Consider the following 12530-nt stretch of genomic DNA (forward strand, 5'->3'; position numbering starts at 1 on the left):
CTTATGGTTGGCATGCTGGGCATATTATACACAAAACAATCAATCATGGTAATATCTGGCTTACATGTTTAAAAATTGATTAAATTTCTAAAAACGCCCCCGCTTTATTTTTACCAGACAAGCCTGTTACACTCATTTATTTACATTGCTTATATGAATAATATGGAACCAACTAAACCACCTTATCGAAAGTTGTGGCGCTCGCGCAGGGACAAGAAAATAGCGGGTGTCTGTGGAGGGCTGGCGGTCTACTTTGGCGTCGATCCCTTTTGGGTCCGTTTTGCCTTTGTGTTGTTCTTTCTATTAGGTGGGGCTGCATTTCTTTTATATCTCATCATGTGGTTTCTTATTCCACTGGAACCACGCGACTGGCATTAGCTACCGCGCTTCAAATGAGGGCATTAGCAATTTAAACTTGAATTTGTGCTCGCTTTTGAGCACTATGTAGAATTGTTGAAAAATGACCGGTTCTCAGTATAATGTAAACTCAAGTCTGCTGATGTTTTAATCATAGTGACGAGTTTTTGTGATTGAAATCGCGTGATAGATTCTAATGGACTAACTTAGCAACCACAGTGAATATATGAATAAAATCGCCCTCTCTCAAAATGAAAAAATAGGTTATAAAAAGCAATTGGCCTTTGCCTGGCTGGTCTGGGGATTGGCTGCCGCTTTTTACTTTTCAGATTACATGGCTCGTGTTGCTCCTGGAGTAATGCATCGCAGCCTGCAAATTGATTTTGGCATTAACGAAGCGGGATTTGGTATTCTGACCGCCTCTTTTTACATTCCCTATATCATCATGCAGATTCCTGTGGGATTAACGGTTGATCGCCTGAGTATCCGCGGCATATTAACTGTAATGTCTTTAATTACCGCCCTGGGCTGTTGCGTTTTTGGTTTGGCTGATGGGCTGCTGGTGGCTTCTTTGGGGCGTATGCTGATTGGTTTTAGCGCCGCTTTTGCCTTTGTGAGTTCTTTAAGACTGGCCACTTCCTGGTTTCCGCCCGCGATGCTCGGTTTATTATCCGGTTTAACGCAGGCTCTGGGCATGCTGGGGGCCGCTGCAGGTGAAGCGCCTGTGTCCTTCCTGGTCGCTAATGTCGGCTGGCGTCATAGTATGCTGATCATTGCCTTTCTATTCATTGCGCTCGCTGGATTACTCTATCAGTTTGTCCAGGATCAACCTGGAATTCCCCGCCGGGAAATCAAAAAGCAGGCTTCTCAACTTAGTATTTTTCAAAGCCTGATGATAGTGCTCAAGCATCGTCAAACCTGGCTGAATGCGCTTTATGCCGGATTTTTATTCGGGCCTACTGCGGTGATTGGTGAGGCAATTGGTCCGGCTTATTTACAATATGGAAGAGGCTTATCCGCCCATTCAGCCGCTTTTGCAACTGGATTGATCTTCATTGGCTGGGGGATTAGCGGACCTCTCTCCGGCTGGATTTCAGATCGCATTGGGCGTCGTAAACCCTTGATGATTGCATCAGCAATTTTTGGTGTAATTCTGAGTTCACTATTTGTTTTCATTCCTGATATGAACACTTCCACCGCCTATTTTCTGTTCTTCGCTTTTGGAGTAACTAACACTGGAGTAGCCATTGCCTATGCGGTTTCTACTGAAATTCAGAATGGTAAAGTGCTGGGCACTGCGATAGCGTTCACCAATATGGCGTCAATTTTTGTTGGAGCCTGCATGCAGCCATTGGTTGGATGGCTGGTTGATAAAGCCGCAGGTGCGCGAGCCTATAATCTCGAAAATCTATTATTAACAGATTTTCAGGCAGGATTAAAAATATTACCGCTTTGCTCCCTTGTTGCTCTTATACTGGCCTTCCTGGTTAAAGAAACTTACTGTCATCCAGTCCGTGAAGCGCATTAGTCTGATATAAGCCTGCGCACTCGGGTGTGCAGGCGCCACATGGAAGGTACTCTTATTAATCAACATCTCTCCTACAGCTTTTAAATTCTCACAGACTGTTCAAATTAAAGGGTTTTTATCGTATTTCTTTTGCTAGTTAGGCAATCTCGTGTTTTAATTATCCCTAGCTTATATTCGGTTTTGTAACTGATGAGTTGGACTAACACACGGAGATAATAATGAAAAAACTTTTGGGAGTGGTGGTGATATTGGCCGCTCTAATCCTTGGTGGGTATTATGGTATGGGTGTAATGACCGAACGTACCATCAAAAAAGACGCTGCAATTGTTAACAAATCCGCTAACGTATTTATCGATATTCCTGAATATCATCGAGGATGGTTCCAATCAGATGCTAAATTAAATTGGAAGTTTCATGCACCTGAGCGTGTGGAAACAGGCGATGACGGACAAACAGTCACAATTCCTGCTCAAGACTTCCAGGGACAAATGCCCCTGACTGTGTATCATGGTCCGATTATTTTCCACAAGGGAGTTCGTTTTGGGTTGGGTTATGCGCAAACTGCTATCCCATTGCCCGATGAAGCCCAGGCCCAGTTCAAGCAATTCTTTACAGCGGATTCCACAGCCCCGGAACTTAAATTAAGCCTGTTTGTAAATTATTTAAATAATAGCCGGGTAAAAATGGAAGTGCCGGCCTTTAAAATGGTGGCTCAGCAAGGCGGCGGAGAGTTTGAATGGCTGGGTATGAACAGTGCAATGACCATCACCTCAAACGTTGACAAGGTTAAAGGAGATATCACGATTGATGGCATGCGCTTTGCTAAAAAAGACGCTAAAGTAACCGGAACCGTGGGTGAAATCAGTTCAGAATACAATCTGTACAAAGCGGATAACGGTTTATACTTTGGTGACGCCAGCATTTCCTTTCCTTCAGTATCTGTAAAAGCCGATACAGCCAATGTATTTCAGCTTGATGGTCTGGATATGTATTCCAGCAGCGATATTGATGGTGATTTATTCAATTCACATTTCAAAGTTTCTCTGAACAAAATGCTAATCGAAGATCAGACCTATGGTCCTGGTAATTTTGAAGTGGCGTTAAGAAATCTTGATGCCAATGTACTTGCCAAACTTAACCAGCAGGTTCAGCAGGCACAGCAGGGAACTGAACAGGAAAAGCAACAGGCTATCATGGCGATGCTGCCTGATCTGCCCAAGTTATTTTCCCGTGGTGCAGAGTTTGAAATTTCTGAACTTAGTTTCGCTATGCCGGAAGGAACGGTTGAAGGTAACTTACTGGTAAGCCTGCCCAAGGGCGAAATGGGCAACCCCTTTGAGGTGATGCAAAAGGTTCAGGGTAATGGCAAATTGAAAGTACCTGCTCCCATCCTTAAGAAGCTGATGACTCAAACTAACAAGCAACGATTGGGATCTCAAGCTGCTCAACAGGAAATTGTTCAGCAGATACAAAATGCCCAGGCACAGAGTGGAACCGCTACCAGTGCGGCAACAACCGCGCCAGACGTAACCCAGCAGGCTGCCTCCATGACAGAGCAACAAATTGCATCTATGCTGCAATCCGGATTGTTAGTACAGCAAGGCAATGACTATGTTATTGAGTTGAGTCTTAATCAGGGACAATTTGTAGTGAATACCAAGCCATTTACCCCGGCTATGCTGAAATTTTAATCTTTTTAAAGAGTGATCCAGGAGTGGATCACTCTTTTCACAATTAAATCAATAACTTGATTCAAAATTATGCTAGAAAAGTACTTTTTCATGCGTTAAAAGCGCAAATTACTAAACCTATACTTGTCAGGAATTGCCCAATTGGGTAAGATGCTGTTTTTCTAAGGAGGAGTTAATAATAATGACAACAATCAGTAGTGAAGCCGGCGATACAACTTCGTCACTGGCGGCATGTGTGACTCAATCTGTACAGAAATATTTCTCCGAGCTGAAGGGCACTGATCCTGTTGATCTATATCAATTTGTTCTGGAAGAAATTGAAACACCATTGTTCAAAGCAGTTATGGAACATTGCAAATATAATCAATCACGTGCTGCTGTAATGCTCGGAATCAGCCGAGGTACTTTAAGAACCAAGCTGCGCCGTTATTTCGACGACAAATATGTAGGTACACGGGACTAATCAGTAAGAACCCCATCCGCCTCTATTCAGAATCGGATCCGGATGTTCCCTGATTATGCAGGTGCTTCATCAAGACACAGATTTGAAATGAAGCTAGTCTTTATGAAGCACAAGCACCTAATCAAAATAGCTCTTGCCATTCTTCGCCTGATTAAAACTCCAGTTCCTTTGGTGGCTCAGCATCGGTGGCTTTTGTATGATTGTTAAAATCAAAGTTCACTTTAATCATCTGATTAAACAATTGGTAAAAATTCCTGGTCAAATCATGTCTTCCCTTATAGGCCGTCCACCTGCTGTTATTTTCAAGACTGGCCATATAGCCGATAAAGCAGATCTCATTGAGTATGTTAATATAGTCGACATTTCCTTTCATCAGATGCTTTTGATAAATGGAAATCATTCTCGCCATATTTCTGGGAACAGTCTTTTGGATTGCATCCCCGCCTTCAGCAGGGACGATATTGACCACCGTACCACCCCATAATTTTAAGGGCCAGCTGTTTGAAATTATTTTTTCTATCAGGCTGCGAACCACTGCCTTTGCAGTGTACATATCGAGCTGATCCATTTTTTGTATAATTCTCTCTCTTTTAGAAAGGGAACCTTCTGGCGCAGAATCAGATTTTTCAATTTCATTATGAACTGCTTCTAATTTGCTTTTCAATCGAGCTTTCTGCAAGGGCTTTTGCCATACATAAAGATTACCTAAATGGCTAATCATTTGTTCGAGCAACTCTCCTCTTTGCTGAGGATTAATGGTCCACTCCTGAATAGGCCTGGACTTAAACATTTGCAGATTGGAATCTGGCTCATGGAGCTGCACATAGTCTGGCGGTGTCCATTGACTTAGATCCAGAGGTGAGAAATCAATCATTGCCTGCTGCAGAACACGATGGTTGGGCACGCAGAGCCCTTCAATCTCTTTCAGAGAAGCGCCTCCTGCCAAAAGCACTTGTTTGCAAAAATGAAAACAGTTATGTAAAGGGCCACCCCAGAGCCAGGTTGTCTGGCATAGCTGAACTAATTTGCTCATAGCGGCATCGGGATTGGGAACGTGAACCTTTTGAATAGCGACGACCCGCTTTTGCCACTTATCCAGATAAAAATCACGAAAATGCGCATCGCTGATGTAAATCGGATAATTGTAAAGCCCATTAATATGTACGTAACCCTTATCCTCGCCCAAATGCAGCAAAGTATGCCCTAATCCTGGTCCTGATCCAAAGCCTGTGGAGACGTAGACAATAGAAAAGCTGACGGCTTGTAACAAGCGATGCAGAGGAGGGCGAACGTTTCGCGCATTGAATGGGCTTTCAAGATCGTTAGGATCGGGGTGTAATTCCTCGAAAGGCCATAAATAGCGCCTCTCCTGAAAAAAAAGCCGATTTTTACATATTTGTGCCAGATTCAGGATCACATGCTGTTCTTCATAGCTAAAGGCATGTCTTGATTTCAAGCAATCGACCATGTAGTTGCCAAAGGAAAGCAGATTCTTTGTCAGTTCTTGATTTTCCAATACCGTATATTTTTCCAGTGTTTTAAAAAATTCAGCGAAGACAGGATTTTTGCTGATAAAAGGTTGAAGCTGCAGAAGCATGTATTTAACTAAATCCAAATCACTATAAATTCCCAGATTGTGGTTAATTTGAATTTGTAACTTTTGCTTAAGCTTTTGTGGATCATTATCGATTTCATCAATACTAAAGTTGGAAGGGAGCGGTAGTTTACGAATTTGAGAAATTGAAGTAGAGGGGTTGATGTAAAGATACAGGCAGAGCATGGAGCGAGTATCATATAAAGTGGCAAGCCGCGTTTGCGTAATAGGCAGTACACCAATTTCAGCATCTTTGATAAGTTGATTTAGCTTTTTTAATTCCAACTGATAATCAATCATGTCAATCCAGAAACGCTCTGATTCCCACAGACTCTGAGTGTTCAAGAATTATCTGTTAAATTAATATTAAAGTGAATAATTATTTTATAAGTTGTTTAAGCGATGAGAGCGGATGTGTAAAGAGCTGATAAGCGCCAGCATCTTCCTCGATAAGTTTCTCATCATGGCAGATGCTGATACGCAATCAAAACAAAGGCTTAGTCTGCAAACATTGAGCTGACAGACTCTTCCACATTGACGCGCTTGATTGCCTGGGCAAGCATATCGGCCAGACTGACGATGCGGATTTTTGGACATTGTTTGGCTTTTTCAGACAGCGGGATAGTGTCAGTTACAACGACTTCATCGAGGGATGAATTGACAATATTATCCACTGCGGGACCGGAAAGCACAGCATGAGTGATATAGGCTCTTACACTGATTGCGCCATTACGTTTGAGCTGAAGGGCTGCAGAACAAAGAGTTCCCGCGGTATCGACGATATCATCAATAATGAGGCAGTTCTTTCCATTCGGTTCACCGATAATGTGCATCACTTCCGATTTGTTAGGACCGCTTCGTCGTTTATCAATAATTGACAGTTCCGCATCATTGAGCCGCTTGGCCATCGCTCTGGCACGAACTACACCGCCCACATCGGGAGAAACAACCATCAGTTTGCTTAAATTCTGCTGTTTGATGTCGTCAAGAAGTATGGGGGTAGAATAAACGTTATCCACTGGCATGTAGAAAAAACCCTGGATTTGATCAGCGTGCAGGTCAACCGTCAATACGCGGCAGATACCTACGGAAGCCATCATATCCGCAACCACTTTGGCTGTTATGGGAACCCTGGCAGAGCGAACTCGTCTATCCTGCCTGGCATAGCCGAAATAGGGAACTACCGCTGTGATACGCCCAGCGGATGAGCGCCGTAAGGCATCCGCCATCGTTAGCAACTCCATCAGATTATCATTTGCTGGAGCGCAGGTTGATTGTATTACAAAAATATCCTTGCCTCGGACATTTTCGAGAATTTCAACCATAGTTTCACCATCGCTGAAAGTTCCGACTGTGGCCTGGCCAATAGGTATTTGCAGGTGTGTAGCAATATTGAGAGCTAATTCTGGATTAGCATTGCCGGTAAAGAGCATCATAGTCGACATGTGTAACAAGCCTTCGATTAGTTAAATCAGTTAACTTAAACACATAGCAGAAGACAGCCAGAAAGATATAATTATTATTTTAGCGATCCGGTGAACGCATCCTTCCCGGTTATCTTCTGCCGTCTGTTTACTTGAATCAACAAGAAAATGGCTGGGGTGCTAGGATTCGAACCTAGGTATGCAGGGATCAAAACCCTGTGCCTTACCACTTGGCGACACCCCAATAAACTTTAAGATCCTTCATTGAGACATTGAGCGCTTCGCTACAATGTGCTGCGTATTTTGCAGATAAAACGCATCGATGTCAATGATACCTTAAAAAATTTTCTTGTTGTCAGAAAACTATAGAAGACCGAGAAAGAAAAAGCGAATACTCTCGCAGAGCAGAGTTAAGGAATCAACTGTAGGTTGGGCCCTTTGCCCACGCAAACGGGAACTACTACTGAGCTCAATGTTTGGCCAAGGGCCCAACCTACATGAAAAACAGAATCCGGCAGTGGGGGCTAGACCCTCCAGCGTTTAATCACAAACTTGATAAAGACCCCATTACCTTGAAGTTTTATCTGGCTGGGCAAATAGGCATTGCCTGATTTGGTATAGCCGAGATATTGAATAGTATAGCCTCCCTGGCGCAGCAGCGTTAAATAGCCGGATGGATCCTTCACTGCTGTTTGTACTTTACCGGGAGCAGGAACACCGCGTACCCAATAATAAAGACTGGTCACCGGTAAGCGGACACCAGTTTGCTGCAGTAAAAGCTGCTCGGCATTACTGGATGTAGCTGATTTCGGGCCATCGCGGAAACTGACCTGACCACCCTGTTTTTGAATGAGCACTGTGCCGCTGCCCAGCGGGCCAAAAAGCCTGATTTGATAATTGCTCATGCCGCGTTGAACCCAGTTAACTGAAGCACTCCATGCCTTATTTTTGCTTCGCGCAGCCATTGCTCCGGAAATTTCCCATGAAGAGATTCCATTCGCTGCTGTTTTTGCGACGCTGGTGTCCGTTTTTGCCGCCTTGGCATTTTGGTCTGATATTGCTGCTTTTGTGTTCTGGGCTTTTTGCCCAGTGGCGTTGAGAGTTGTTTCTGATTCTGAAGGCGCAACGGGTGTACTCGTTGGGGGAGGTTCAGCAGCGGCTAACTGATCGGATGCTATTTCTGTGGCTGGCGGTTTTGGCGCGCAGGCAGTAAGACAAACGAGTGATAGTAATCCCAGATACTTAAATGCATTCATTGCATGTTCCTTAGAAGAATTGGCGGTGTCCAATGACCAGGAAGATATGGATAGTCTTTTTAAATACAATACGCTAGACTGAAACAACTTGCAATCAAGACAATCATTATGAAACAACGAGCAGTTTATCCCGGTACTTTTGACCCTGTAACCTGTGGCCATGTCGATATCATCAGTAGAGCAGCGACTATTTTTCCGGAATTAATCGTTGCTGTGGCTGGTAATGAAGCTAAAAAACCGTATTTTCCGCTGGATGTGCGTATTGAGTTATTGAAAGAGTCTCTGAAAGACATTCCTGGTGTCTCTGTGGTAGGTTTCAATAGCTTATTGATTGATTTCGTACAGGAGCAAAAAGCAGGCATTATTTTGCGTGGTCTTCGGGCAGTAAATGATTTTGAATATGAGTTCCAGTTAGCGGGTATGAACAGAAAACTTTGCCGCGATATTGAAACCCTGTTTTTGACACCATCAGAAAATCTCTTATTTATTTCATCCACTTTAGTAAGAGAAATTGCTAACTTAAAAGGCGAGATTTCTCAATTCGTGCCCCCCTGCGTTGTGAAGGCCTTTGCTGAGAGGATGAGTGCCTGACAATGAAGAAACTGATTGCTTCTTTACTTGTGCTGGCATGTGGTTTTCCTCATGCTAAAACAGTTCAGGAGAAGCCGGGTGGCTATGCTGTCGCTTCAGCTCATCCCCTGGCCACTAATGCCGGCCTTGCAGTCCTGGCAAAGGGCGGCAATGCCTTTGACGCAGTTATAGCTGTAAGTGCTGTACTCGCGGTAGTCGCTCCCTATCACAGTGGTCTGGGAGGCGGCGGATTCTGGCTATTGCACCGGGCAGAAGATAAAAAAAATACATTAATCGATGGGCGTGAAGTGGCGCCGTTGGCGGCACACAAAACCATGTTCTGGGATAAAAATGGCAAGGTAATTCCTGAATTATCACTCAACGGGGGACTGGCGGCGGCTATCCCCGGCGAACCGGCCGCCCTGGCTTATATCGCTTCGCATTATGGAAAATTGCCCTTGTCAGAAAGTCTTGCGCCAGCAATCCAACTGGCCGAGAACGGTTTTCCTGTTGATCAGCAGTTTTATAATTTCTCAACAATGAGTGATCGCCTCGAACAAATGCGAAAATACCCGGCAACCGCCAGAGTTTATTTACACGATGGTCAACCCTATTCCGTAGGCGAATGCCTGAAACAACCGGAGCTGGCAAAAACTCTTCACCTGTTAGCCAGTAAAGGCCATGCCGGGTTTTATCAGGGCGAAGTGGCAGAAAAACTGGTCGCAGGAGCGAGGGTTGCGGGTGGAATCTGGACACTGGAGGATCTCAGTAATTATCAGGTTAAGGAACGTGAGCCCTTGCAGGGGGCGTATCATAATATGCTGATTATCACCGCACCTCCTCCTTCTGCGGGCGGGATAGAATTGTTAACCATGCTTAATATATTAAGCGCTTTCCCTCTGGAGTCGCTGGATCGTGCGCAATGGATCCATTATCTCGTTGAGGCGATGCGCCTGTCATTCTGGCAGGGTAACCAAATGCTTGCCGATCCTGATTTTGTTAAAATACCGGTAGAGCGTCTCATTTCTGCCGCAGAAGCTAAAAAGTTGCGTGAATTTGTTTCTCCTGATAAGGCAACGCCCAGCAGCACCCTCGCCGAAAGCCGGTTTTTTCATGGTGGTAAAAATACAACGCATATTGCCATACTGGACAAAGAGGGTAATCGGGTGTCAGCGACTTTAACGGTTAATTTTATCTTTGGTTCGAGTGTGGTGGCTGAAGGAACGGGTGTACTACTGAATGATGAGATGGACGATTTTTCGTCCAAGCCTGGACAGAAAAATGTGTATGGGCTGGTGGGCAGTGAACTCAATGTGATTGAGCCTGGTAAGCGGCCTTTATCCAGTATGACGCCCAGCTTTCTGGAAACGCCAGGGCGCTTGGCAATTGTCGGAACGCCAGGCGGGAGCCGTATCCCGACAATGGTTCTTATAGCTGCTCTCGCATTCTATGATTATGGCGGGGCAATCAGCATGGTTTCGGCAATGCGCTTCCATCATCAGTATTTACCGGACTGGCTGCAGTTTGAACCGGATGCTTTTTCCCTGCAAGTTCAGGACAAATTAAAGAAGATGGGTTATCAACTGATGCCTCTGGATCAACCCTATGGCGATATGCAGGCAATCACCTGGGACAGGGAAAGAAATATCATTTCTGCGGCATCTGATCCCAGAAGGATAGGCCGGGCTTCCGTTATTTCTCAGATTCCGACAGGTTATGGTTTAACTCATTAGCTGGTTCAGGGATGGAGCTGCTGCTCTCGCCGACTAATTGTTCCATCACTTTGTGCACCCGCTCTACCAGCTCATCTCTTGTTTCCATAGTATATTGTGAAGCATCAATGGCTTCGCCAATATGGATTTCAGCCGTCTGGTTTATATTGAACTGCATGGTATGGGCGGGAAGAATATCATATGCTCCTCGAATCCCGATGGGTATAATCATTGCCTGTGATTGAATGGCGGTAATAAATGCCCCTTTTTTGAAAGCAGCAAGACGGCCATTTTTGGAACGTGTCCCCTCTGGTGCAATCCAAATGACAATCCCGCTTTCCATTAATTGCCGAGCTTCAGCCAGGTCTTTTATTGCCTGATGCCGATTATGCCGGTCAATAAACGGAAATTCCGCTGCAGCCATTCCTTTACCCATAATAGGAATTCTGGATAATTCTCTCTTGGCCAACATCCGAATTGAATGATTGGGAAAGGCTTTGAAGCCTAAAGGGATATCATAAAGGCTGGTATGGTTACACATAAGAATAGTAGGCTGGCCTGCCACGGGCGCCACATTACCTGGATTGATGATTCTACATTGGACACCAATCAATTTAAGCAGTTTATCAGACCAGTTACGAATGACCTGATCAACCCAGGGGCGAGTAATAGTTCCCCGCCAACTCTTAAAAATAGCTCTGGAGCAGGCATTCGCGGTATAACCCACAGAAACCAGGGAAATCCATAATGTACGCAGCTTGCTGATCTTCATAAAAGCTCAAAAGGGAAAAGTTATCCTGATAATACTTCAAGTTATTTGAATTGCCCATAGAGAAAGTATAAAACAATCAGCCTCTAAGCTTCGCTTTTAATGGGTTGACATGAGGGGCAATAAGCCGAACTTCTACCGGCGAGTCGAATACTTTGAAGTGGCTGGGAGCAACTCACGCAGGGCAGTTTCTCCCGCCCATAGACCTGTAAATCGAAGGAGAAATAGCCGGGTTTACCATGAGGTGAAATAAAGTCTTTAAGGGTGGTTCCTCCTGCGGCCAGTGCCTGCGTTAAAACCTTTCTGATGGCGGCCGCTAATCGCTCATAATCCTTTTCGTCCAGTGCTTTTGCAGCGTTGGCGGGATGAATTCCAGCCATAAACAGGCTCTCACTGGCGTAAATGTTACCAACGCCGACCACAATATCATTATTCATAATAAAGGATTTAATCGCCTGTTTACGATTACGGCTTTGCTGATACAGATAGCTTGCGCTAAATGCCTCTGACAAAGGTTCTGGGCCAAGGCGGGCCAGTAATGGATGTGATTCTGGCTTGATTTCAGAATAAAGGCATAATCCAAAGCGGCGGGTGTCGTTATAGCGCAGTATTTGCCCGTCATCCAGTTCAATGTCGATATGATCATGTTTTCCAGGCGCTAATCCGTTCTGCACTATACGAAAATGGCCTGACATGCCCAGATGAATAAGGATGTATCCCTGATTAGATAAATGCAGCAGTAAATATTTGCCGCGTCGGGAAACCGTATCAATTCGCTGACCCACACAGCTCTCGGCAAATTGCGGATTAACGGGCACACGCAATTGCTGGCAGCGGACAATGCAATTCCGAATCAGTTTATTCTTAACACAGGAAAGAAGTCCTTGTCGTGTGGTTTCTACTTCGGGTAATTCAGGCATTAATCATGATCTTTGTGTTCAATAATACGCCCCGATGTCTTTGCTACATTTTTGGAGGGGAAAATGAGTCGTTTAATCGTTGCAAAAATCCATAAAGTTCCACCAATCAGGATTCCCCAAACCAGAACATAGGAAAACATGATAAAGAGACCAACTAACAGGGAAATGGCTATTCCGAGTAACAGGAATGGAATTAAAGTCTGAAATAACTGTTGAATTTTATCATTCATTAGTAGAGCCCATGCG

12 protein-coding genes and 1 tRNA gene are annotated in these 12530 nt (G+C 44.6%); 6 read left to right on the top strand and 7 right to left on the bottom strand.

The genetic code is table 11. From position 1 onward, the window contains the following. Positions 1-75 precede the first annotated feature (75 nt). From LXA66_RS09440 to LXA66_RS09455, 4 genes are all read left to right on the top strand, one after another. On the top strand, positions 76-378 hold the full coding sequence (locus tag LXA66_RS09440) for a PspC domain-containing protein (protein WP_233012952.1): 303 nt from the start codon (positions 76-78) through the stop codon (positions 376-378). A gap of 205 nt (positions 379-583) precedes the next feature. Then, positions 584-1885, top strand: coding sequence for an MFS transporter (locus LXA66_RS09445; RefSeq protein ID WP_133139830.1), 1302 nt, complete (start codon positions 584-586; stop codon positions 1883-1885). A gap of 218 nt (positions 1886-2103) precedes the next feature. After that, positions 2104-3576 carry a YdgA family protein gene (locus tag LXA66_RS09450; protein ID WP_233012953.1) on the top strand — a complete coding sequence of 491 codons (1473 nt, stop codon included), beginning with the start codon at positions 2104-2106 and terminating at the stop codon, positions 3574-3576. 181 nt (positions 3577-3757) lie between these two features. Beyond that, entirely contained in the window at positions 3758-4039 is a 282-nt protein-coding gene (locus LXA66_RS09455) for a helix-turn-helix domain-containing protein (protein WP_058507199.1), read from the top strand. Positions 4040-4190: 151 nt separating this feature from the next. On the opposite strand, the gene LXA66_RS09460 is transcribed toward LXA66_RS09455, so the two are convergent. From LXA66_RS09460 to lolB, 4 genes are all read right to left on the bottom strand, one after another. Continuing rightward, positions 4191-5933 (bottom strand): hypothetical protein, encoded by a 1743-nt coding sequence (locus tag LXA66_RS09460; RefSeq protein WP_233012954.1) that lies wholly within the window; start codon positions 5931-5933, stop codon positions 4191-4193. 197 nt (positions 5934-6130) lie between these two features. Further along, on the bottom strand, positions 6131-7078 hold the full coding sequence (locus tag LXA66_RS09465) for a ribose-phosphate pyrophosphokinase (RefSeq protein ID WP_058507201.1): 948 nt from the start codon (positions 7076-7078) through the stop codon (positions 6131-6133). Between the two features lie 148 nt (positions 7079-7226). Next, a tRNA-Gln gene (locus LXA66_RS09470) sits at positions 7227-7301 on the bottom strand. A gap of 280 nt (positions 7302-7581) precedes the next feature. Then, complete coding sequence (lolB, locus tag LXA66_RS09475; protein ID WP_233012955.1) at positions 7582-8313, bottom strand: lipoprotein insertase outer membrane protein LolB; 732 nt, start codon at positions 8311-8313, stop codon at positions 7582-7584. A gap of 108 nt (positions 8314-8421) precedes the next feature. On the opposite strand from lolB, the gene coaD reads away from it, so the two are divergent. Both coaD and ggt read left to right on the top strand, forming a co-directional pair. Next, positions 8422-8904, top strand: coding sequence for a pantetheine-phosphate adenylyltransferase (gene coaD, locus LXA66_RS09480; protein WP_255665319.1), 483 nt, complete (start codon positions 8422-8424; stop codon positions 8902-8904). 2 nt (positions 8905-8906) lie between these two features. Then, positions 8907-10616, top strand: a complete 1710-nt coding sequence (ggt, locus tag LXA66_RS09485; protein ID WP_233012956.1) for a gamma-glutamyltransferase — start codon at positions 8907-8909, stop codon at positions 10614-10616. Here ggt and LXA66_RS09490 read toward each other — a convergent pair. The 3 genes from LXA66_RS09490 to LXA66_RS09500 all read right to left on the bottom strand — a co-directional run bounded on the left by LXA66_RS09490 (position 10576) and on the right by LXA66_RS09500 (position 12514). Next, positions 10576-11367, bottom strand: coding sequence for a 1-acyl-sn-glycerol-3-phosphate acyltransferase (locus LXA66_RS09490; RefSeq protein ID WP_233012957.1), 792 nt, complete (start codon positions 11365-11367; stop codon positions 10576-10578). The two genes, ggt and LXA66_RS09490, sit on opposite strands and share 41 nt — an antisense overlap. An 83-nt stretch (positions 11368-11450) precedes the next feature. Continuing rightward, complete coding sequence (gene mutM, locus LXA66_RS09495) at positions 11451-12284, bottom strand: bifunctional DNA-formamidopyrimidine glycosylase/DNA-(apurinic or apyrimidinic site) lyase (protein ID WP_233012958.1); 834 nt, start codon at positions 12282-12284, stop codon at positions 11451-11453. After that, a complete protein-coding gene (locus LXA66_RS09500; RefSeq protein ID WP_112219352.1) occupies positions 12284-12514 on the bottom strand; it encodes a hypothetical protein in 231 nt (76 codons plus the stop codon). The genes mutM and LXA66_RS09500 overlap by 1 nt, the downstream gene beginning before the upstream one ends. Positions 12515-12530: the final 16 nt, after the last annotated feature.

The organism is Legionella sp. 16cNR16C, assembly GCF_021297775.1.
GTDB classification, from domain to species: Bacteria; Pseudomonadota; Gammaproteobacteria; order Legionellales; family Legionellaceae; genus Legionella_C; species Legionella_C quinlivanii_A.

Bases quoted from the DNA above. Each gene is read 5' to 3' on its own strand.
- LXA66_RS09460 (WP_233012954.1), bottom strand. From the start codon at position 5,933: ATGATTGATTATCAGTTGGAATTAAAAAAGCTAAATCAACTTATCAAA.
- LXA66_RS09500 (WP_112219352.1), bottom strand. From the start codon at position 12,514: ATGAATGATAAAATTCAACAGTTATTTCAGACTTTAATTCCATTCCTG.
- LXA66_RS09455 (WP_058507199.1), top strand. From the start codon at position 3,758: ATGACAACAATCAGTAGTGAAGCCGGCGATACAACTTCGTCACTGGCG.
- LXA66_RS09445 (WP_133139830.1), top strand. From the start codon at position 584: ATGAATAAAATCGCCCTCTCTCAAAATGAAAAAATAGGTTATAAAAAG.
- coaD (WP_255665319.1), top strand. From the start codon at position 8,422: ATGAAACAACGAGCAGTTTATCCCGGTACTTTTGACCCTGTAACCTGT.
- mutM (WP_233012958.1), bottom strand. From the start codon at position 12,284: ATGCCTGAATTACCCGAAGTAGAAACCACACGACAAGGACTTCTTTCC.
- LXA66_RS09450 (WP_233012953.1), top strand. From the start codon at position 2,104: ATGAAAAAACTTTTGGGAGTGGTGGTGATATTGGCCGCTCTAATCCTT.
- ggt (WP_233012956.1), top strand. From the start codon at position 8,907: ATGAAGAAACTGATTGCTTCTTTACTTGTGCTGGCATGTGGTTTTCCT.
- LXA66_RS09465 (WP_058507201.1), bottom strand. From the start codon at position 7,078: ATGTCGACTATGATGCTCTTTACCGGCAATGCTAATCCAGAATTAGCT.
- LXA66_RS09490 (WP_233012957.1), bottom strand. From the start codon at position 11,367: ATGAAGATCAGCAAGCTGCGTACATTATGGATTTCCCTGGTTTCTGTG.
- lolB (WP_233012955.1), bottom strand. From the start codon at position 8,313: ATGAATGCATTTAAGTATCTGGGATTACTATCACTCGTTTGTCTTACT.